This window comes from Streptococcus sp. WB01_FAA12 (assembly GCF_012843315.1).
Taxonomy (GTDB): domain Bacteria; phylum Bacillota; class Bacilli; order Lactobacillales; family Streptococcaceae; genus Streptococcus.
In genome coordinates, this window is record NZ_JABAEX010000007.1 from 1 (window position 1) to 20,529 (window position 20,529).

At 40.9% G+C, this 20,529-nt stretch carries 26 protein-coding genes, 1 tRNA gene, 1 other RNA gene and 2 pseudogenes; 24 read left to right on the forward strand and 6 right to left on the reverse strand.

Annotated features, from left to right (window positions below; translation table 11 throughout):
* Positions 1 to 2: 2 nt before the first annotated feature.
* Positions 3 to 76: transfer RNA gene (locus tag HF881_RS07910), tRNA-Asn, on the forward strand.
* Positions 77 to 153: 77 nt separating this feature from the next.
* On the opposite strand, the gene HF881_RS10525 is transcribed toward HF881_RS07910, so the two are convergent.
* The 4 genes and pseudogenes from HF881_RS10525 to HF881_RS10605 all read right to left on the reverse strand — a co-directional run bounded on the left by HF881_RS10525 (position 154) and on the right by HF881_RS10605 (position 1,254).
* Complete coding sequence (locus HF881_RS10525; protein WP_247944572.1) at positions 154 to 300, reverse strand: transposase; 147 nt, start codon at positions 298 to 300, stop codon at positions 154 to 156.
* Positions 276 to 527 (reverse strand): annotated as a pseudogene (locus tag HF881_RS10530) (transposase); the annotation flags it as partial. The gene HF881_RS10525 and the pseudogene HF881_RS10530, both read right to left, overlap by 25 nt.
* Positions 491 to 985 carry a transposase gene (locus HF881_RS07920; protein ID WP_169447051.1) on the reverse strand — a complete coding sequence of 165 codons (495 nt, stop codon included), beginning with the start codon at positions 983 to 985 and terminating at the stop codon, positions 491 to 493. The pseudogene HF881_RS10530 and the gene HF881_RS07920, both read right to left, overlap by 37 nt.
* An 8-nt stretch (positions 986 to 993) precedes the next feature.
* A complete protein-coding gene (locus tag HF881_RS10605; RefSeq protein WP_346775288.1) occupies positions 994 to 1,254 on the reverse strand; it encodes a transposase in 261 nt (86 codons plus the stop codon).
* On the opposite strand from HF881_RS10605, the pseudogene HF881_RS10540 reads away from it, so the two are divergent.
* From HF881_RS10540 to HF881_RS07930, 3 genes and pseudogenes are all read left to right on the forward strand, one after another.
* A pseudogene (locus HF881_RS10540) lies at positions 1,221 to 1,415 on the forward strand (hypothetical protein). The gene HF881_RS10605 and the pseudogene HF881_RS10540 sit on opposite strands and share 34 nt — an antisense overlap.
* A 224-nt stretch (positions 1,416 to 1,639) precedes the next feature.
* Positions 1,640 to 1,873 (forward strand): sigma(X)-activator ComW, encoded by a 234-nt coding sequence (comW, locus tag HF881_RS10545; RefSeq protein WP_093586853.1) that lies wholly within the window; start codon positions 1,640 to 1,642, stop codon positions 1,871 to 1,873.
* Between the two features lie 241 nt (positions 1,874 to 2,114).
* Positions 2,115 to 3,401 carry an adenylosuccinate synthase gene (locus tag HF881_RS07930; RefSeq protein WP_169447053.1) on the forward strand — a complete coding sequence of 429 codons (1,287 nt, stop codon included), beginning with the start codon at positions 2,115 to 2,117 and terminating at the stop codon, positions 3,399 to 3,401.
* 483 nt (positions 3,402 to 3,884) lie between these two features.
* Here the strand turns inward: HF881_RS07930 and HF881_RS07935 are convergent, their stop codons facing one another.
* The gene (locus tag HF881_RS07935; RefSeq protein ID WP_206283186.1) at positions 3,885 to 4,430 is read right to left on the reverse strand and encodes a hypothetical protein; all 546 of its coding nucleotides are present in this window, start codon (positions 4,428 to 4,430) and stop codon (positions 3,885 to 3,887) included.
* A 220-nt stretch (positions 4,431 to 4,650) separates the two neighbouring features.
* Here HF881_RS07935 and tadA point away from each other — a divergent pair, with 220 nt between their 5' ends.
* The 8 genes from tadA to HF881_RS07975 all read left to right on the forward strand — a co-directional run bounded on the left by tadA (position 4,651) and on the right by HF881_RS07975 (position 9,947).
* Positions 4,651 to 5,118: a tRNA adenosine(34) deaminase TadA gene (gene tadA, locus HF881_RS07940; protein WP_169447054.1), complete on the forward strand. Its 468-nt coding sequence runs from the start codon at positions 4,651 to 4,653 to the stop codon at positions 5,116 to 5,118.
* Positions 5,119 to 5,150: 32 nt separating this feature from the next.
* Positions 5,151 to 5,245, forward strand: an RNA gene (ffs, locus tag HF881_RS07945) — signal recognition particle sRNA small type.
* Between the two features lie 58 nt (positions 5,246 to 5,303).
* The gene (locus HF881_RS07950) at positions 5,304 to 5,747 is read left to right on the forward strand and encodes a dUTP diphosphatase (RefSeq protein ID WP_169447055.1); all 444 of its coding nucleotides are present in this window, start codon (positions 5,304 to 5,306) and stop codon (positions 5,745 to 5,747) included.
* Complete coding sequence (locus tag HF881_RS07955; protein ID WP_206283188.1) at positions 5,707 to 6,264, forward strand: histidine phosphatase family protein; 558 nt, start codon at positions 5,707 to 5,709, stop codon at positions 6,262 to 6,264. Before HF881_RS07950 ends, HF881_RS07955 begins: the two co-directional genes overlap by 41 nt.
* A 10-nt stretch (positions 6,265 to 6,274) precedes the next feature.
* A complete protein-coding gene (radA, locus tag HF881_RS07960; protein WP_346775289.1) occupies positions 6,275 to 7,639 on the forward strand; it encodes a DNA repair protein RadA in 1,365 nt (454 codons plus the stop codon).
* 72 nt (positions 7,640 to 7,711) lie between these two features.
* Complete coding sequence (locus HF881_RS07965) at positions 7,712 to 8,206, forward strand: carbonic anhydrase (protein WP_004246703.1); 495 nt, start codon at positions 7,712 to 7,714, stop codon at positions 8,204 to 8,206.
* Between the two features lie 214 nt (positions 8,207 to 8,420).
* Positions 8,421 to 9,389: a ribose-phosphate diphosphokinase gene (locus HF881_RS07970; RefSeq protein WP_000010178.1), complete on the forward strand. Its 969-nt coding sequence runs from the start codon at positions 8,421 to 8,423 to the stop codon at positions 9,387 to 9,389.
* Positions 9,390 to 9,509: 120 nt separating this feature from the next.
* The gene (locus tag HF881_RS07975) at positions 9,510 to 9,947 is read left to right on the forward strand and encodes a CoA-binding protein (RefSeq protein WP_169447056.1); all 438 of its coding nucleotides are present in this window, start codon (positions 9,510 to 9,512) and stop codon (positions 9,945 to 9,947) included.
* Positions 9,948 to 9,973: 26 nt separating this feature from the next.
* Here HF881_RS07975 and HF881_RS07980 read toward each other — a convergent pair whose 3' ends face one another.
* Positions 9,974 to 10,984 carry a YeiH family protein gene (locus HF881_RS07980; protein ID WP_169447057.1) on the reverse strand — a complete coding sequence of 337 codons (1,011 nt, stop codon included), beginning with the start codon at positions 10,982 to 10,984 and terminating at the stop codon, positions 9,974 to 9,976.
* 151 nt (positions 10,985 to 11,135) lie between these two features.
* Between HF881_RS07980 and HF881_RS07985 the strand changes: the two genes are divergently transcribed.
* The 12 genes from HF881_RS07985 (at position 11,136) to purC (ending at position 20,508) form a co-directional block, all read left to right on the forward strand.
* Positions 11,136 to 12,305: a pyridoxal phosphate-dependent aminotransferase gene (locus tag HF881_RS07985; protein ID WP_169447058.1), complete on the forward strand. Its 1,170-nt coding sequence runs from the start codon at positions 11,136 to 11,138 to the stop codon at positions 12,303 to 12,305.
* Positions 12,302 to 13,072, forward strand: a complete 771-nt coding sequence (gene recO / locus HF881_RS07990) for a DNA repair protein RecO (RefSeq protein WP_169447059.1) — start codon at positions 12,302 to 12,304, stop codon at positions 13,070 to 13,072. Before HF881_RS07985 ends, recO begins: the two co-directional genes overlap by 4 nt.
* Positions 13,069 to 14,061, forward strand: coding sequence for a phosphate acyltransferase PlsX (gene plsX / locus HF881_RS07995; RefSeq protein ID WP_169447060.1), 993 nt, complete (start codon positions 13,069 to 13,071; stop codon positions 14,059 to 14,061). Before recO ends, plsX begins: the two co-directional genes overlap by 4 nt.
* 4 nt (positions 14,062 to 14,065) lie before the next feature.
* A complete protein-coding gene (locus HF881_RS08000; protein ID WP_125849140.1) occupies positions 14,066 to 14,302 on the forward strand; it encodes an acyl carrier protein in 237 nt (78 codons plus the stop codon).
* 327 nt (positions 14,303 to 14,629) lie between these two features.
* Positions 14,630 to 14,818: a class IIb bacteriocin, lactobin A/cerein 7B family gene (locus HF881_RS08005; protein WP_169447061.1), complete on the forward strand. Its 189-nt coding sequence runs from the start codon at positions 14,630 to 14,632 to the stop codon at positions 14,816 to 14,818.
* Positions 14,819 to 14,835: 17 nt separating this feature from the next.
* Positions 14,836 to 15,003: a bacteriocin gene (locus HF881_RS08010; RefSeq protein WP_169447062.1), complete on the forward strand. Its 168-nt coding sequence runs from the start codon at positions 14,836 to 14,838 to the stop codon at positions 15,001 to 15,003.
* A 9-nt stretch (positions 15,004 to 15,012) separates the two neighbouring features.
* Positions 15,013 to 15,201: a hypothetical protein gene (locus HF881_RS08015; protein ID WP_169447063.1), complete on the forward strand. Its 189-nt coding sequence runs from the start codon at positions 15,013 to 15,015 to the stop codon at positions 15,199 to 15,201.
* 69 nt (positions 15,202 to 15,270) lie between these two features.
* Positions 15,271 to 15,435: a bacteriocin immunity protein gene (locus HF881_RS10640; protein ID WP_346775290.1), complete on the forward strand. Its 165-nt coding sequence runs from the start codon at positions 15,271 to 15,273 to the stop codon at positions 15,433 to 15,435.
* A 322-nt stretch (positions 15,436 to 15,757) separates the two neighbouring features.
* Positions 15,758 to 15,952 carry a hypothetical protein gene (locus tag HF881_RS10550; RefSeq protein ID WP_240956796.1) on the forward strand — a complete coding sequence of 65 codons (195 nt, stop codon included), beginning with the start codon at positions 15,758 to 15,760 and terminating at the stop codon, positions 15,950 to 15,952.
* 165 nt (positions 15,953 to 16,117) lie between these two features.
* Positions 16,118 to 18,271 (forward strand): peptide cleavage/export ABC transporter ComA, encoded by a 2,154-nt coding sequence (gene comA / locus HF881_RS08020; RefSeq protein WP_169447064.1) that lies wholly within the window; start codon positions 16,118 to 16,120, stop codon positions 18,269 to 18,271.
* A gap of 12 nt (positions 18,272 to 18,283) precedes the next feature.
* Positions 18,284 to 19,633: a competence pheromone export protein ComB gene (gene comB, locus HF881_RS08025; RefSeq protein ID WP_169447065.1), complete on the forward strand. Its 1,350-nt coding sequence runs from the start codon at positions 18,284 to 18,286 to the stop codon at positions 19,631 to 19,633.
* 167 nt (positions 19,634 to 19,800) lie between these two features.
* Positions 19,801 to 20,508 carry a phosphoribosylaminoimidazolesuccinocarboxamide synthase gene (purC, locus tag HF881_RS08030; protein WP_169447066.1) on the forward strand — a complete coding sequence of 236 codons (708 nt, stop codon included), beginning with the start codon at positions 19,801 to 19,803 and terminating at the stop codon, positions 20,506 to 20,508.
* Positions 20,509 to 20,529: the final 21 nt, after the last annotated feature.

Sequence of the window (20,529 nt, forward strand, 5' to 3'; positions counted from 1 at the left end):
TATCCGCCATAGCTCAGTTGGTAGTAGCGCATGACTGTTAATCATGATGTCGTAGGTTCGAGTCCTACTGGCGGAGTAAGATCAAGAGTCTGAGACAAAATGGTTCTCAGCCACAAAAAAGCTAGAGATTCCCAATAGTGGAACTCTAGCTTTTTAATTTTGAGTCGTTCTCTTATTGTATTTTAGGAAGTTATTAGCCATGAGTACCAATCCCATGTCAATTCTCACTTGACGCTTACCTCTCAGATTACATCTCTTGTAACCTAAACAAGCCTTTATCTGCCCAAAGACAGGTTCCACATCAATCTTACAGTGTAGCTATCCTCCTTGTCATTATAATGCCAATTTGCTAAGTTTCTAGCCGACTGTTTATACCCTCTCTTCTGTTCCTGATCAAACATGGCATATTTAATCAGATGGTTCACCTTCTTTTCATCTAGACGAAGGAGGTTTTCTTCGCTTCTATATCCAGCATCTGCGACAACTGTCTTCAAGTCATGCGGATAGGTTTCAAGTAAAGGTAAAAGAGTTTTGGTGTCTGTCGGATTTGAGAAGACATCATAGTGAAGAACAAATTGGTTTTCCGTTCATCCTTTCCTTTAACGGGTGTCTCCTCCATGTCTTGGCTCAGTTTTTCCAATTCTTCTTCAAGGACTTGGGCGAATTCAATCAACTGCTCTGAGGAGATAGGCTCTTGTGTATCCAGTTCAATAGCTTGATGGATAAGGGGAGTGATTTCTTCTTGAAAATAGACCTGTATCTGTTCTTGAAGTTTGGCGGAGAATTTCTCTGTCGCTTCCTTCCACACGAAACTATACTTGTTGGCATTGGCTTCAATCTTAGTCCCGTCAATAAACAAACAATCTAAGGTTACTAACTCTTCCATTTTTAAACGAAGATTGAGGTCGATGAAAAGATCACGAATGAGTTCTTCCATCCCTTCAGCGACACGAAAAGGATTGATGGTACGATAGCTGACAACCAACTGCCCTGTTAGGTATTGATAGCGAGATTTTCAATCATCATTTTTTCAATTTTTCGTCCAGAGAAAATCCCTTGTGAATAGGCAAATAGAAGAGTAGATACAAGCATTTTAGGGTGATAAGACGGGCGACCAAAGGTATGATAGAAGGCGTGGAAGTGACAATCCTCCAAGGTATTTACCACTTTTTCAATAGTAAAGACGAGATGGTCTTGTGGCAAGAAAGAACTGATTTCTAGTGGTACAGTTGTTTGATTTGTGCTATAGTGAATATGCATGAGATAGCCTTTCTAAATGGTTTATTGGGCAATTCTATTTTACCAAGACTATCGCAACCATGCCAAAAAGCAATGGCAAATCCGTTGCTTTTTGGGGAGACAAGGGACTATTGTCCCAGTCTCTTTTCTTATGTGAACCGCGTCCCAAAAGTTAGACAAAAAAATCTAACTTTTGGGATGTGGTTCATAGACGGGTGGTCATGATTTTATAAATGAAGTAAACTTCTCAAAATTCAAAACTTAATTTTGGCATCTATAATTACCTTTATATTTTATTTTTAGTTTGTTTAGCTTTAAATTCTTCTTTTATAGGATTTGAAGCTTTTTTAGTTCGTTTTTCTGTTAGACTAGTGTTAATAATAAGAAAGGGATTTTTTATATGCTTCAAAAATTTTATGAACGAGCATTTGTCTTTTTGAAACTAGTTGAACAAGAATATGCTTCTTTATGTCAGAGTTGTGCTGAGTGGGAATCACTTCATCTTCGTTTTTTACTTTATTACTTGATAAGATTTAGAATTAAAAGCGATAAAGAGTTTTGTCTATATCATTTCCAGACGGCCTATCGTCTGTATCTAGATAAATTCTTGCTAGAGGGTGCTACTCTAAACTAGTGAGGTTCATATATATCATTTATCACGAACAATAATGAGCATTGAATTTGTAATTTTAAGGATTTTATTTAAATTATAAGGTTTCAAATTTTATAATTTGCAGAAATTCCAAATCTTTTCCAGTGTTTCTTCTTGATAAAATGGTCTTTTTTTCTTATAATAAATTGTAAGATATAATTGCGGGTGAAATTCCTGCCATGTATATGAGAAAGGACGAGCTCCTAGTAGCTCAGACAAGATTATGACTTCAGTTGTTGTTGTAGGTACCCAATGGGGCGATGAAGGTAAAGGGAAAATTACAGATTTTCTTTCAGCTAATGCAGAGGTGATTGCTCGTTACCAAGGTGGTGATAATGCTGGTCACACAATTGTGATTGATGGCAAGAAATTTAAGTTGCACTTGATTCCATCAGGTATTTTCTTCCCTGAAAAAATTTCAGTTATTGGGAATGGGATGGTTGTGAACCCGAAATCTCTTGTGAAAGAGTTGAGCTATCTTCATGAGGAAGGTGTGACAACTGATAACTTGCGTATTTCTGATCGTGCACATGTCATTTTGCCATATCATATTGAATTAGACCGTTTGCAAGAAGAAGCTAAGGGCGACAATAAAATCGGGACTACTATCAAGGGTATTGGCCCAGCCTACATGGATAAAGCTGCTCGTGTAGGGATTCGAATTGCAGATCTTTTGGATAAGGATATTTTCCGTGAACGCTTGGAACGGAATCTTTCGGAAAAGAATCGTTTGTTTGAAAAATTGTATGACAGTACCCCTATTTCAATTGATGATATTTTTGAAGAGTACTATGAGTATGGCCAACAAATCAAGCAGTATGTGACAGATACATCTGTTATCTTGAATGATGCACTTGATAACGGTAAACGTGTACTTTTTGAAGGTGCACAAGGTGTCATGTTGGACATTGACCAAGGTACTTATCCATTTGTTACTTCTTCAAACCCTGTCGCTGGTGGTGTGACAATTGGGTCTGGTGTTGGTCCAAGTAAGATTGACAAGGTTGTAGGTGTTTGTAAAGCCTATACAAGTCGTGTAGGTGATGGACCTTTCCCAACTGAATTGTTTGATGAAGTGGGAGATCGCATTCGTGAAGTAGGTCATGAGTATGGTACAACAACTGGCCGTCCACGTCGTGTGGGTTGGTTTGACTCAGTTGTGATGCGTCATAGTCGCCGTGTATCTGGTATTACCAATCTTTCATTGAATTCTATTGATGTTTTGAGCGGTTTGGATACTGTGAAAATTTGTGTGGCTTATGATCTCGATGGTCAACGTATCTACCACTACCCAGCTAGTCTTGAGCAATTAAAACGTTGCAAACCTATCTACGAGGAATTGCCAGGTTGGTCAGAAGACATTACTGGAGTCCGTAATTTAGAAGACCTTCCTGAGAATGCACGTAACTATGTTCGTCGTGTAAGCGAGTTAGTTGGTGTTCGTATCTCAACTTTCTCAGTAGGTCCTGGTCGTGAACAAACTAATATTTTAGAAAGTGTCTGGTCATAGGAGATTTTTAAGATTAGTTTAAGACAGGTTGGGTATACTATAGACAGTTACAAGAAGACCTCCTAACTTGTTGTAACAAATATCCTAAACTTTTCTTTTTCATAATAATCTCCCTACTAAGTCACCCCATTGGGTGGCTTTTTTTTAGTTCATAAGTCCTATATAGGCTTCTACTTGACTTTTTAAAATAAAGAAAAAAACAGTGGGACAGAAATCTGTAGACCAAGTCTTAATTTGATAGAACTAGAACTTCATGGTTTCAACAATTCGGTAGATTGGTTAAGGTTGTGAATGGAGAAAAGAAGTTTTGGTAAAAGTAGCTTTTTGAATTTTAAAATACCAACAAATAGTTTAATCTACTAATAAATTATGGGTGTACAACTAAGCAAAAATGAGGTTGGGATTTTTGATCCCAGCCTCTTCAGTGAACTATTTTCTTTAGAATTTATAAGTTAGATAAAATTAAATTTTTTGTAAATTAGCTTATTTGATAACTTGGTTTCCTGATTTGTCATTTTGAATTTGGTTCATTTCGTGCATAAAAACATCTGCTTTCAGTTTATCTGTGATGATACTGACACTTATTAGCTTATTTAGATTTTTCTCATATCCTTCTAAAAAAATAGGATTTCTAATTTTCATGGTTAACTTTGCACAATTAAAGGGACGCTTTTTAATGGTTATTTGTTCGATATCTTGAAGTTTAAATTGATAATGTAATACGCTGAGGCCCCTGCTACTATAGGTGTAATACTGAATAGTATTGTTTTTATGAACTTCTAATTTTACTCCATTTATGAAGAGATAATACCCCATAAACCATAGAAGAAGTGGAACATAAATCAGTACAATTGCTATAATAATCTTGTCTGTAAAATCGGTATTATAAGCTATCAGATGCTTTAGAATCCAGAGAATCATAACAGATAAAGATATCATGAATGGTCCCCCTACTCTATTAAGTTGATTTTTATATGGAAACATTAAGGTAAATTTTGGTTTATCCAGTAATAACTCTAATTTCATCATTTACCCTCTCATATTGTTTATTGTATAAATTTCAGTATATTCATCATTTTTGATTTTCTATCAATTTTGCTAATATTATACTCTTTTTAAAACATTATTTCTACAATCCAGCTATTTAATACTATCTAAAGTTAGTCAGTGTAAATATTATAGAGCTCTTTTTTTGTCTAGGAAAACATGCTATAATGATAGAATTGATAAGCAGGAAAAGAGAGAAGCTATGAATTATACAGTTAAAGAAAAAGAAGCTTTTATGAGAGAGGCCTTGAAAGAGGCAGAAATTGCTCTAGAACACGATGAAATTCCAATTGGCTGTGTGATTGTCAAGGATGGAGAGATCATTGGCCGTGGGCATAATGCGCGCGAGGAGTTGCAACGGGCAGTCATGCATGCAGAAATCATGGCTATAGAGAATGCGAATGTGAGTGAAGAGAGCTGGCGTTTACTAGATTGCACCCTTTTTGTGACCATAGAGCCCTGTGTGATGTGTAGCGGGGCGATTGGGCTTGCCCGTATTCCAAACGTAGTTTACGGGGCTAAAAACCAGAAATTTGGTGCAGCTGGAAGTTTGTACGATATTTTGACAGATGAGCGTCTAAATCATCGTGTAGAGGTAGAAACGGGAGTTTTGGAGAGTGAGTGTGCAGCGATTATGCAGGATTTTTTCCGAAATCGACGGAAAAAATAATTTCTCTTTAAAAACAGAGTGGAATGTGGTATAATAAATAGTGGAGCAACAGTTCTGCGTGAAGCGGGTCAGGGGAGGAATCCAGCAGCCCTAAGCGAGTGTGAATTGTGTGCTCTTTTTTCGTGCTTTTTTCGAATAAATAAGATAAAATAGCCTAGAATAAATGATTATAGAAAAGAGAAAATATGAAAATTCGTGGTTTTGAATTGGTTTCGAGTTTTACAGATGAAAATTTGCTCCCTAAGCGTGAGACAGCCCATGCAGCTGGTTATGATTTAAAGGTTGCGGAACGCACTGTGATTGCTTCAGGAGAGATTGTTCTCGTCCCAACAGGAGTCAAGGCTTATATGCAGCCAACAGAAGTGCTCTATCTCTATGACCGTTCATCAAACCCTCGTAAGAAGGGCTTGGTCTTGATTAACTCAGTTGGGGTCATTGATGGGGATTATTATGGAAATTCTGGAAATGAAGGGCATATTTTTGCTCAGATGAAAAACATTACTGACAAGGAAGTGATTCTTGAAGTTGGGGAACGTGTGGTTCAGGCTGTCTTTGCACCATTTTTAATCGCAGACGGAGATGCAGCTGATGGCGTGCGGACTGGTGGATTTGGATCGACAGGGCATTAAGATGAAGATAATCTTTGTACGTCATGGGGAGCCAGATTACCGTGAGTTAGAGGAACGTTCTTATACAGGTTTTGGGATGGATTTAGCACCTTTATCTAAGGAAGGACGGCAACAAGCTCAGGAACTTTGCCAAAATCCTTTGCTTGGCTCAGCTGATATACTGGTGTCTTCTGCAGTGACGCGAGCATTAGAAACGGCTTTTTATGTATCTTGTGCTACAGGCCTTCCTTTGAGGGTGGAGCCTTTGTTACACGAATGGCAGGTTTACGAAAGTGGCATAGAGAATTTTGAAAAAGCACGTACTCTGTTTTTAGAAAACAAGGGGGAGTTGCTTCCTAATAGTCCTATTCAGTATGAGACAGCTGCGGAAATGAAGTCTCGATTTCTAGAATCTATGGCTAAGTATCGAGAACATCAGACTGTAGTTGTTATAGCTCATCGTATGCTAATACGTCAGTTTGTGCCAAGTGAGAAGATTGATTTTTGTCAAGTGATTGAGTGTGAGGTAGAAATTTAGAAAGAGGTTTATCATCGCAAAGAAAAAAGCGACATTTGTATGTCAAAATTGTGAATATAATTCCCCTAAATATCTAGGGCGCTGTCCAAACTGTGGGTCTTGGTCTTCTTTTATAGAAGAAATCGAGGTTGCCGAGGTCAAGAATGCGCGTGTATCCTTGACGGGTGAGAAAACCAAACCCATGAAACTGGCTGAGGTAACCTCAATCAATGTCAATCGAACCAAGACTGAGATGGAGGAGTTCAACCGTGTACTTGGAGGCGGAGTGGTACCAGGAAGTCTTGTACTCATTGGTGGGGATCCAGGGATTGGGAAATCAACTCTTCTCTTACAAGTTTCAACCCAGCTATCTCAAGTAGGGACTGTTCTCTACGTCAGCGGGGAGGAGTCTGCTCAGCAAATCAAGCTACGAGCAGAGCGCTTGGGAGATATTGATAGCGAGTTTTATCTCTATGCAGAGACCAATATGCAGAGTGTTCGCGCTGAGGTGGAGCGCATCCAACCAGATTTTCTCATCATCGACTCCATCCAGACGATTATGTCTCCTGAGATTTCAGGGGTGCAGGGGTCTGTTTCTCAGGTACGTGAGGTGACAGCTGAACTTATGCAGTTAGCTAAGACTAATAACATTGCTATCTTTATCGTAGGGCATGTGACCAAGGAAGGGACCTTGGCTGGTCCGCGTATGTTGGAGCATATGGTAGATACAGTGCTTTACTTTGAAGGGGAACGTCACCATACCTTTCGTATCTTGAGAGCGGTCAAAAACCGTTTTGGTTCCACTAATGAGATTGGCATCTTTGAGATGCAGTCGGGCGGATTGGTTGAGGTACTCAATCCGAGTCAAGTTTTCCTAGAAGAGCGTTTGGATGGGGCTACTGGTTCATCAATCGTGGTGACCATGGAAGGGACCCGTCCGATTTTGGCGGAGGTTCAAGCTTTGGTAACACCAACCATGTTTGGAAATGCTAAGCGCACAACGACAGGTCTTGATTTCAATCGTGCTAGTTTGATTATGGCTGTTTTGGAAAAACGTGCAGGATTGCTCTTGCAAAATCAGGATGCCTATCTCAAATCTGCTGGCGGTGTCAAATTGGATGAACCTGCGATTGACTTGGCTGTTGCGGTTGCCATTGCTTCGAGCTACAAAGACAAGCCTACCAATCCTCAGGAATGTTTTGTGGGAGAGTTAGGCTTGACCGGAGAAATTCGGCGCGTAAATCGTATCGAACGACGCATCAATGAAGCGGCAAAACTGGGCTTTACCAAGATTTATGTACCCAAGAATTCCTTGACAGGAATCACTCCTCCTAAGGAAATTGAAGTCATTGGAGTGACGACTATTCAGGAAGTTTTGAAAAGGGTCTTTGCATAATCCGTGACAAATCTTCTTAAAAATGATAAGATAGGAGAAATATTTGATTATCAAATTTTTAAGGGGGAAATCGTGTCGTATTTTGAACAGTTTATGCAAGCCAATCAGGCTTATGTTGCCCTTCATGGGAAATTAAATCTGCCACTTAAGCCGAAAACAAGAGTAGCAATCGTGACCTGCATGGACTCACGGCTACACGTCGCGCAAGCTTTAGGTTTAGCACTTGGAGATGCCCATATCTTGCGGAATGCGGGTGGTCGAGTAACAGAGGACATGATTCGTTCACTTGTGATTTCCCAGCAACAAATGGGAACTAGAGAAATTGTGGTGCTTCATCATACAGACTGTGGAGCTCAAACTTTTCAAAATGAAAGTTTTCATGAACATTTGAAACACGAGCTCGGAGTTGATGTGTCTGATCAAGATTTTTTACCATTCCAGGATGTTGAAGAGAGTGTGAGAGAGGACATGCAGTTGCTTCGAGAATCTCCACTGATTCCTGATGATGTGGTTATTTCAGGTGCTGTCTATGATGTGGATACAGGAAGTATGAGAGAAGTATACTAACTTTGTCTCGAAAAAAATTCATCCTAGCATAAAATCGATTGTTAAAATGTAGGATTTTTAATTTTAATATAGCTAATATAAAAAAGTAAAAAACAAGGGTATAAATGTTTGCTCTTGTTTTATTTTTGATTGAAAAATAAAGGAAAAAGCGCTACAATGGTAGATGGAAAATGTTGTGTAAAAAACAAGTGATACATAAATACCGGAGGAAATCATGTCTTTTTCTGATTTAAAGCTGTTTGCCCTTTCTTCAAATAGAGAATTGGCAGAGCGTGTGGCGCAAGAGATTGGGATAGAGTTGGGGAAATCGACTGTTCGCCAATTTTCAGATGGGGAGATTCAGGTCAACATTGAAGAATCAATCCGTGGTAAACACGTCTTTATCCTACAATCAACGAGCTCACCTGTAAATGACAATCTGCTCGAAATTTTGATCATGGTAGATGCCTTGAAGCGGGCTAGTGCAGAATCTGTCAACGTTGTCATGCCTTACTATGGCTATGCACGTCAGGATAGAAAAGCGCGCGCGCGTGAGCCAATCACAGCAAAACTCGTTGCAAACATGCTAGAAGTGGCTGGGGTGGATCGTTTGTTGACGATTGATTTGCACGCTGCACAGATTCAGGGATTCTTTGATATTCCTGTGGATCACTTGATGGGCGCTCCCTTGATTGCGGACTATTTTGAACGTCGTGGCATGGTTGGCTCCGACTACGTGGTTGTCAGCCCAGACCATGGTGGGGTGACTCGTGCTCGTAAATTGGCAGAGTTTTTGAAAACTCCGATTGCGATTATTGACAAACGTCGCAGTGTAGACAAGATGAATACCAGTGAAGTGATGAACATCATTGGTAAAGTAGAAGGTAAGACTTGTATCTTGATTGACGATATGATTGATACAGCTGGAACTATTTGTCATGCAGCAGATGCTCTTGCTGAAGCGGGTGCTGTTGAAGTTTACGCAAGCTGTACGCACCCAGTTCTTTCAGGACCGGCTATGGACAATATCCAAAAATCAGCTATTAAGAAATTGGTTGTTTTGGATACTATCTACCTACCAGAAGAGCGTTTGATTGATAAGATTGAACAAATCTCTATCGCCCACCTTCTAGGAGATGCCATCGTGCGTATCCATGAAAAACGCCCTCTTTCTCCTTTGTTTAGTATTGAGAAAAAGATTTAATCTTTCACTTGAAGTAGACAGAACTCCTAGCAAGTTTCTTTTCTTGCTAGGAGATTTTTTGTAGTCAAAATCTGCAAGCCTTTTCAAAATATGCTATACTGATGAAAAAGGAGGATTTCTATGAGCCAAGAATTTATCAATCCAAGTGATGGTGTGATTCGTCAGTATCTGGCGACCAGTAAAACATTAGCGGTAGTGGGTTTGTCTGACCGTGAGGAAACAACTAGCAATCGAGTGACCAAGGAAATGCAGGCTCGAGGCTATAAAATTATTCCAGTTAATCCCAAGGCTGCAGGTGGGAAAATCTTGGGAGAAAAGGCTTATGCGAGTCTAGCTGAGATTCCTTTTCCTGTAGATATTGTCAATGTTTACCGTCGTAGTGAGTTTTTGCCAGATGTGGCGCGTGATTTTCTCAAGGCTGATGCCAAGATTTTTTGGGCGCAATTAGGACTTGAAAGCCTAGAAGCGGAAGAAATCTTGCGTTCCGGAGGATGCGATGACATCGTGATGAATCGCTGTATCAAGAGAGAACATACACGCTTAATTCTTGAACAATAAAAGGTAGCCATGGGCTACCTTTTATGTTAGAAAATACCAATCAATGCCTGCATGCCAAGACTGGTAAGGATGATGGCAATCCAGCAAAGGGCTCCAAGGAGAATGGATTTTCCGCTGGATTTGACCATGGCGAGGAGATTTGTTTTGAGACCGATAGCACTCATAGCCATGATAATGAGGAATTTGGAGAGTTGTTTGAGAGGAGTGAAGAAGCTACTAGACACACCGAGAGAGGTGAGAAGAGTCGTTAAGAGAGAGGCTAGGATGAAATAAAGGATAAAAAGTGGGAAGACTTTTTTTAGTTGAAAATCTTGGCTGTTTTTTTGTTGGCGGCTTTGCCAGTAGGAGAGAAAGAGAGTGATGGGAATGATTGCTAGGGTGCGTGTGAGTTTCACAATGGTTGCAGATTCGAGGGTATTGCTTTGGTAAAGACTGTCCCAGGCGCTAGCTGTAGCCGTTACAGAGGAAGTGTCATTGACCGCAGTTCCTGCAAAGAGGGCAAAGCCGTCATTGGATAGGTGAAGCCAGGTTCCTAGAGTTGGAAAGATGAGCGCAGCCAAGACATTGAAGAAAAAGATAACGGAGATGGCTTGGGCAACTTCTTTTTCCTTGGCATGGATAACGGGCGCTGTTGCAGCAATGGCAGAACCACCACAGATAGAAGAACCCACTCCAATCAAGGTAGCCAGTTTTGTGTCTAGCGCAAAGAAACGCTGGAAGAGGTAGGCAACGATTAAGGAAATCGAAATGGTGGAAAGGATGACAGGGAGTGAAGTTTGTCCAACTGCAAAGACTTGCGAGATATTGAGACCAAAACCGAGTAAGATAACGGCATACTGGAGTAATTTTTTGGAACTAAAGGTCAAACCTGCATCTAGTTGTTTGTAGGGTGAGAGCCAGGGGTGGAGGAGCATTCCAGCAAAAATTGCAAAGACAGGTGCGCCCACGACGGGGAAAAATCCTCCCAGGAACCAAGATACGATAGAAATGAGAAGGCAGGCCAAGATTCCTGCTCCATTTTTTGATAAAAATGACATATAAACCTCCGAAAATAAGCACTTATTATTATAGTCCTGTCGAGAAGAAAAGTAAAACAGAAAGTGAAAAATGCGGGTTTCAGATGGATTTTGCGGTCAGGGAGCTTTTGTAGTATAATAGTACTATGTTCTGTAAGCAAGGGGGATATCTATGGACTTAACCAAGCGCTTTAATAAACAGTTAGACAAGATTCAAGTTTCCTTGATCCGCCAGTTTGACCAGGCTATTTCAGAGATTCCTGGGGTCTTGCGTTTGACCTTGGGGGAACCTGATTTTACAACGCCAGATCATGTCAAGGAGGCAGCCAAGCGAGCCATTGACCAGAACCAATCCTACTATACAGGGATGAGCGGTTTACTGACCTTGCGCCAGGCTGCTAGCGACTTTGTAAAAGAAAAGTACCAGCTAGATTATAATCCTGAAAATGAAATCTTGGTCACTATCGGAGCGACAGAGGCTTTATCTGCTACTTTGACAGCTATCTTGGAAGAAGGAGACAAGGTGCTCTTGCCAGCTCCTGCCTATCCAGGATATGAGCCGATTGTCAATCTAGTTGGGGCAGAGATTGTCGAGATTGATACAACTGAAAATGGTTTTGTCTTGACTCCTGAGATGTTGGAAAAGGCCATTTTGGAGCAAGGGGACAAGCTCAAAGCAGTTATTCTCAACTATCCAGCCAATCCGACAGGAATTACCTATAGTCGGGAGCAGTTGGAAGCCTTGGCAGACGTTTTACGCAAGTATGAGATTTTTGTTGTCTGTGATGAGGTTTACTCAGAATTAACCTATACAGGCGAAGCCCATGTATCTCTGGGAACTATGCTGAGAGACCAGGCTATTATTATCAATGGCTTATCTAAGTCTCACGCCATGACTGGTTGGCGTTTAGGCTTTATCTTTGCTCCTGCAGCTTTCACAGCACAGTTAATCAAGAGTCACCAATATTTGGTTACTGCCGCAAACACTATGGCTCAACATGCTGCGGTGGAGGCTTTGACCGCTGGTAAAAACGACGCAGAGCCTATGAAGAAGGAGTACATCCAGCGTCGAGATTATATCATCGAAAAGATGACTGCTCTTGGTTTTGAGATTATCAAACCAGATGGTGCCTTCTATATCTTTGCTAAAATTCCAGCGGGTTACGATCAAGATTCCTTTGCTTTTCTCAAGGATTTTGCCCAGAAGAAAGCCGTGGCCTTTATTCCTGGTGCCGCCTTTGGGCGTTACGGAGAAGGCTATGTGCGCCTGTCTTATGCAGCCAGCATGGAAACGATCAGAGAGGCCATGAAACGACTTGAGGAGTACATGAGAGAAGCATGATTCAGTCTATCACGAGTCAAGGCTTGGTGCTCTACAATCGTAATTTTCGTGAGGATGACAAGCTAGTCAAGATCTTTACCGAGCAGGCGGGCAAGCGCATGTTTTTCGTCAAACACGCTGGCCAGTCCAAACTAGCTCCAGTTATTCAGCCCTTGGTGTTAGCACGATTTCTCTTGCGAATCAATGATGACGGCCTTAGCTACATCGAGGACTACCATGAGGTGATGACCTTTCCCAAGATTAATAGTGATCTCTTTGTCATGGCCTATGCGACCTATGTAGCTGCCCTTGCAGATGCTAGTTTGCAGGACAATCAGCAGGATGCTCCCTTGTTTGCTTTTTTGCAAAAGACTTTGGAGTTGATGGAAGCAGGGATAGATTATCAGGTTTTGACCAATATTTTTGAAATTCAAATCTTGGCTCGATTTGGGCTTAGCCTTAATTTTAACGAGTGTGTCTTTTGCCATCGGGTCGGTCAGGCCTTTGATTTTTCTTTCAAATACGGAGCCTGCCTTTGCCCAGAGCATTATCATGAAGATGAGAGACGTTGTCATCTAAATCCCAATATCCCTTATCTGCTCAATCAATTTCAAGCCATTGATTTTGAGACCTTAGAGACCATTTCGCTCAAGCCTGAAATCAAGCAAGACTTGCGCAAGTTTATAGACCAAATCTACGAAGAGTATGTTGGGATTCACCTAAAATCAAAGAAATTTATTGATTCCCTAGCAGACTGGGGACAATTACTAAAAGAGGAAGACAAATGAAAAAAATCGCAGTAGATGCTATGGGGGGCGATTACGCACCTCAAGCCATCGTTGAGGGGGTCAACCAAGCCCTTACTGACTTTTCAGATATTGAGGTTCAACTCTATGGAGATGAAAGCAAAATCAAGCAATATCTAACAGCGACAGAGCGCGTTAGCATTATCCATACGGATGAGAAAATTGATTCAGACGATGAGCCGACAAAAGCTATCCGTAAGAAGAAAAATGCTAGCATGGTATTAGCAGCCAAGGCAGTCAAAGAGGGAGAAGCAGACGCTGTCCTCTCAGCTGGGAATACAGGTGCCTTGTTGGCTGCAGGATTCTTCATCGTGGGTCGCATCAAAAATATCGACCGTCCTGGACTCATGTCTACCTTGCCGACCATTGATGGCAAAGGGTTTGACATGCTAGACCTTGGGGCCAATGCGGAAAACACAGCCCAACACCTGCATCAATATGCTGTCCTAGGTTCCTTCTACGCGAAAAATGTTCGTGGGATTGCAAAACCATGTGTTGGTTTGCTCAACAACGGAACAGAAAGCAGCAAGGGAGATCCCCTTCGTAAGGAAACCTATGCCTTGCTAGCAGCTGATGAAAGCTTAAATTTTGTCGGAAACGTGGAAGCGCGTGATTTGATGAATGGCGTTGCGGATGTTGTTGTGGCAGATGGTTTCACGGGAAACGCTGTGCTCAAATCTATTGAAGGGACAGCCATGGGTATCATGGGCTTGCTCAAGACAGCTATCACAGGTGGTGGGCTTCGAGCAAAACTTGGTGCTCTCCTTCTCAAGGATAGCCTTAAAGGTTTGAAAAAGCAACTCAACTATTCAGATGTTGGAGGCGCTGTTTTGTTTGGTGTCAAGGCACCTGTTGTTAAGACTCATGGCTCAAGTGATGCTAAAGCTGTGTACAGTACGATTCGCCAGATTCGTACCATGCTAGAAACAGACGTAGTTGCTCAAACTGCGCGTGAATTTTCAGGAGAATAAAAAGATGACAGAAAAAGAAATTTTTGACCGTATTGTGAACATTATCCAAGAGCGACAGGGAGAGGACTTTGTCGTGACAGAGGCTTTGAGTTTGAAAGACGATCTCGATGCAGACTCAGTGGACTTGATGGAGTTTGTCTTGACGCTAGAAGATGAATTTGGTATCGAGATCAGCGATGAGGAAATTGACCAATTGCAAAGTGTAGCAGATGTGGTCAGAACTATTAAAGGTAAGATATAGCCAAAAGCAACATGCAAGTCATGTTGTTTTTTTGTTTGCAGAAAAAAGAATAACGTTAAAATTTTTTGTAGAAATTGCGAATAAAGAGATGAGAAAGAAAAAAGGAGGAACGTTCATGTACATGCCAATCTTGTATCCATGGTACATCAAGTGGTTTTTAAAATAAAAATGAAACAGTTGTTCATTTTCGAATTGTTTTTCGAATAGATAGGTAAGGAAAAAGGAAGGAGAGAAAAAATGATTTCAGTAATTTATCCAATTTGGTTTTTAAAATGGCTTAAAGACTAGAAGTCGTAAACTAAAAAATAGAAATAAAGGAGAAAAAAGATGACAAACTTTGACAAAATGGAACAGAACTTTGTAACTCTTACAGAAGAAGAGTTGATGGATGTGGATGGGGGAGCATGGCCGATTGTAGCTTGGATGATTGCTAATCCTGTGACAGCAGCTAAAATTGCTGGTGGAATTACTGCAGCAGGAATTGCAGGTTATAATTATATGACGAGTAGATGGTAATAGAAGGAGGAGATGATATGGAAAAATCTATTTTAAAATTTGAAACAATGACTGATACGGACTTGCAGGAAATTCAAGGGGGAGCCTTTCCTCTTCTTATCCCTGTGGCAGTCGGTTTTGTAAAAGGTTTTGTATATACAGGTGGAGCTATTTTAACAACTCGAGCACTCTTGTCAGGGGAATAGGAGTCTATCATGAAAAAATTCTTATTAGGATTTGCTGAGGGATATTTTATTGTATCACTCATTATCTACATCGCAACGTATTTGATTTTGAAAAAACCGATCAATACCTTGTTTTATCCAGAAACCTATCCAATTCTGCTTGGTCTATTTTATGTAGGATACGAGTACAAAACAAAAGAAAGTACGATTGGGAATTGATTGACCATCAGATTGGAGTTTGAGATGAAAGTTGTTTAATTACTAGGAAAAGCTTGGCCAGAGACCGCTATATTATTTGGCTTGATGGCTTATCTAATTATTAGAATCGTAGCTGATATAAACAAAATAAATCTACCTACATGGTTTGAATATTATGATATACCTACGATTTCATTATTCTTGATGACCTTTATCTTACTTTATAGAAGTGAAGAAAAAGATGACAAGTGGTGACAACATGAGTCTGATTTCTGTAGCTTCAGTATAAGAGAAATATTGGAGTGTTAGACCAATGAACCATAATCCGCATTTAGTGAGGAAGGTGTCTGTGTGTTAAAAAAGAAGTAATGTTATTAGAGGGCTTCTACTAGTACGTATTGTGCTTTCTATCCTTCAAGTTTTAATGGACTATAAGTTATTGCCAGGAAAGTATGGTGTAAATTTTATGGAAGTTTCAGACTTGTTCTCTTATCCCTACTTCTTTTAATCATTTACATAGCGGTAAAATACCATACTATCCGGAAAATAACGGCTAAAGAAGGCAATGAGGACGAAAATGACTAAGATTTTAAAATCTATTCTTGTATTCATTTTCCTATTTTTGATGAATATTTTCATCTTTACGATACTAGCAACTCTTGGATTTCAAGTAACAATGAGTGAAAATAGTTATATGGTGCCCCCGGTGTTTGCGTTTATCGTTTTATACACCATTCACAAAAGAAGTGGGAAAGGTAAGAAATCTGTGTAATTGAATGATCTAGGCAGGACGCTTGTTCTGCCTATTTTCTTTGACAAAAAGTGCTGTTTAGGCGTGGATATTGTTTTTTCAGAAATAATTCCCTTATTTCTTCTTCGTTTGGTTAAAATAATCTTACAAAGTTTTTAAGAGATTGTTAGAAAAAAGGAGAAGGATATGAAATTTAAGAAAAGGCACTACCGTCCCCAGATGGATCAGATGGATTGTGGCGTGGCTTCCTTGGCTATGATCTTTGGCTACTACGGTAGTTATTACTCCTTGGCTCATCTACGAGAGTTGGCCAAGACGACCATGGATGGGACGACGGCTTTGGGGCTTGTAAAGGTGGCAGAGGAGCTTGGTTTTGAAACGCGGGCTATCAAGGCGGATATGACGCTCTTTGATCTGTCGGATTTGAGCCTTCCTTTTGTGGCTCATGTGCTCAAGGAAGGGAAATTGCACCACTACTATGTGGTGACAGGTCAGGATAAGAAAACGATCCATATCGCTGATCCAGATCCTGGTGTCAAGCTGACCAAGATTTCCCGTGAGCGATTTGCGCAAGAATGGACAGGGGTCGGCCTCTTTATGGCGCCATCTCCAGACTATAAACCCCATAAGGAGAAAAAACAGGGACTCCTATCCTTCTTGCCGATATTATTCAAACAACGTGGCTTAATTGCCAATATCGTCCTAGCGACACTCTTGGTGACCTTAATCAATATTGTGGGTTCCTACTACCTTCAGTCCATCATTGACAGTTACGTACCAGACCAGATGCGTTCGACGCTAGGAATTATTTCTATTGGTTTGGTCATCGTCTATATCCTCCAGCAGATTTTGTCTTATGCTCAGGAGTATCTCCTACTGATCCTTGGGCAACGCTTGTCGATTGACGTGATTTTGTCCTACATCAAGCATGTTTTTCACCTGCCGATGTCCTTTTTCGCGACACGCAGGACAGGAGAAATCGTGTCTCGTTTTACAGATGCCAATAGTATCATCGATGCGTTGGCGTCGACCATTCTGTCTATCTTTTTGGATGTGTCGACGATTTTGATTATCTCGCTTGTCTTGTTTTCACAAAACATAACGCTCTTTTTCATTAGTCTGCTTGCACTTCCCATTTATACCGTGATTATCTTTGCCTTTATGAAGCCTTTTGAAAAGATGAATCGGGACACTATGGAAGCTAATGCGGTTCTGTCTTCTTCTATCATCGAGGACATCAACGGTATTGAGACCATTAAGTCTTTGACCAGTGAAAGTTCACGCTATCAAAAGATTGACAAGGAATTTGTAGCTTATCTGAAAAAATCCTTTACCTATAGTCGGGCAGAAAGCCAGCAAAAGGCTCTGAAAAAAGTTGCCCAGCTCCTGCTCAATGTTGCCGTTCTCTGGATGGGAGCAGTGCTCGTCATGGATGGCAAGATGAGTTTGGGCCAGCTGATTACCTATAATACTTTGCTTGTTTACTTTTCCAATCCTTTGGAAAATATCATCAACCTGCAAACCAAACTTCAGACAGCGCAGGTTGCCAATAATCGTTTAAATGAAGTGTATCTAGTAGCTTCGGAGTTTGAGGAGAAGAAAACGGTCGAGGATTTGAGCATGATGAAGGGAGATATGACTTTCAATCAGGTTCACTACAAGTATGGTTACGGTCGAGATGTTTTGTCGGATATCAATTTGACGATTCCGCAAGGTTCTAAAGTGGCTTTTGTGGGAATTTCAGGATCAGGAAAGACCACATTGGCCAAGATGATGGTTAATTTCTACGACCCTAGTCAGGGAGAGATTAGTCTGGGTGGTGTCAATCTCAATCAGATTGATAAAAAAGCCTTGCGCCAGTATATCAACTATCTGCCTCAACAGCCCTATGTATTTAACGGAACGATTTTGGAGAATCTTCTCCTTGGAGCTAAGGAGGGAACGACTCAGGAAGATATCTTACGGGCGGTCGAGTTAGCTGAGATTCGGGAAGATATTGAGCGGATGCCATTGAATTACCAGACAGAGTTGACTTCGGACGGAGCTGGAATTTCTGGAGGACAACGGCAGCGAATCGCTCTGGCGCGTGCTCTTTTAACGGATGCACCTGTTTTGATATTGGACGAGGCGACCAGCAGTCTGGATATCTTGACGGAGAAGCGGATTGTGGATAATCTCATGGCACTAGACAAAACCCTGATTTTCATCGCCCACCGCTTGACCATTGCTGAGCGGACAGAGAAGGTTGTTGTCTTGGATCAGGGCAAGATTGTCGAAGAAGGCAACCATGCAGACTTGCTTGCGCAGGATGGCTTTTACGCTCATTTGGTCAATAGCTAGAAAGAGGAGAAGATGAAACCAGAATTTTTAGAAAGCGCAGAGTTTTACCATCGTCGTTACCATAATTTTTCCAGTCGGGTGATTTTACCTATGTCACTTCTGCTCGTGTTTTTACTTGGATTTGCAGTTTTTGCAGAGAAGGAGATTAGTTTGTCTACCAGAGCGACTGTCGAACCTAGTCGGATCATTGCCAATATCCAGTCGACTAGTAATCAACGCATTGTGGCAAATTATCTAGAAGAAAACAAACTAGTCAAGCAGGGGGATCTCCTCGTTCAGTACCAGCAAGGGGCGGAAACCGTTCAGGTTGAAGCATACACCAGTCAGTTGGAGATGTTTAAGGATCAAAAAAAGCAGTTGGGTTATTTGCAATCCAGTTTGAAAGAGGGGACTGATCAATTTCCAGAGGCGGATAAGTTTGGTTATCAGGAGATGTTTCGAGACTATCTCAGCCAAGCTAGTAGTCTTAGGAGTAATGTTTCTCAGCAAAATGCCAGCATCTCCTCTCAAAATGCGGCAGCAAGTCAGAGTCAGGCCGAGATTGGCAATCTTATCAGCCAAACGCAGGATAAAATTCGAGATTACAAAACAGCTAAGTCGGCGATTGAAACAGGAGCTCAACTGGATAGTCAAAATGCGGCCTACTCTTTTTATCAGACCTATAAAAACCAAGCTGGAGAAGATCCGCAATCCAAATCGCAAGTTATTGCACAGGTGGATGCACAAATTACCCAGCTAGAGTCTAGTTTAGCTACTTATCGTGTGCAGTATGCGGGATCTGGAGCTCAACAAGCCTACGCAACGGGACTGGATAGTCAACTTGAATCCCTCAAGTCTCAGCAGCTAGTCAAAGTCGGCCAGGAATTAACTCTTTTGGATCAGAAAATTTTGGAGGCAGAGTCGGGTAAGAAAGTCCAAGGAAGTCTGCTGGACAAGGGGAAAATTACAGCAAGTGAGGATGGGGTGCTTCACCTTAATCCTGAAACCAGTGATTCTACCATGGTTGCAGAAGGAACCCTGCTAGCCCAACTGTACCCGGCCTTAGAAAGAGAAGGCAAAACCAAACTCACAGCCTATCTCAGTTCAAAAGATGTTGCAAGGCTAAAAGTAGGTGATTCTGTTCGCTTTACTACAAGCAAGGATGCCAACAAAGAACTTGTTCTTGTTTCTGCGATTACGAATATTGATGCGACAGCTACTAAGACTGAAAAGGGAAATTTCTTTAAGATAGAGGCGGAGACCAGTCTGACTCCTGAACAGGCAGAAAGGCTTCGCTACGGTTCAGAAGGACGTTTGACACTAATCACAGGAAAGAAAAGTTATTTCCGCTATTATTGGGATCAATTTTTGAACAGAGAATAATGTTTGTTTTTAATGCAATATTATACTTTTAAAACTGTAAAATGTTTTGATTTTACAGTTTTTCTTAATGTTAAAAATGGACACCTTCCTATTTGTTCGCAAATTCTTGCTATTCTTGCTGTTTTGTAGTAAAATGAAGTAAAGAAATACGAAAGGCGAACTTTAACATGTCAAAAGAATTGATCTATTCGGGAAAAGCCAAGGATATCTATACAACTGAGGATGAAAATCTCATTATTTCAACTTACAAGGACCAGGCAACTGCCTTCAATGGTGTCAAGAAGGAGCAGATTGCGGGCAAGGGAGTGTTAAATAATCAGATTTCATCTTTTATTTTTGAGAAGTTAAATGCGGCAGGTGTAGCGACTCACTTTGTGGAGAAAATTTCGGGCACGGAACAACTCAATAAAAAGGTTGAGATTATTCCTCTAGAAGTTGTGCTTCGCAACTACACGGCTGGTTCATTTTCAAAACGTTTTGGTGTGGATGAGGGCATCGCCTTGGAGACTCCGATTGTTGAATTTTACTATAAAAACGATGATTTGGATGATCCCTTTATCAATGACGAGCATGTGAAATTCCTTAAAATTGCGGATGACCAGCAGATTGCTTACTTGAAGGAAGAAACGCGTCGTATCAATGAACTTTTGAAAGCTTGGTTTGCTGAGATTGGCCTTAAATTGATTGACTTTAAGCTAGAGTTTGGTTTTGACAAGGATGGCAAGATTATCTTGGCAGACGAATTTTCACCAGATAACTGCCGTTTGTGGGATGCGGATGGCAATCACATGGACAAGGATGTTTTCCGTCGAGGCTTGGGAGAACTGACAGATGTTTACGAAGTTGTCTGGGAAAAGTTGCAGGGTTTGAAATAATCTGTTTGCAATACTCTCAAG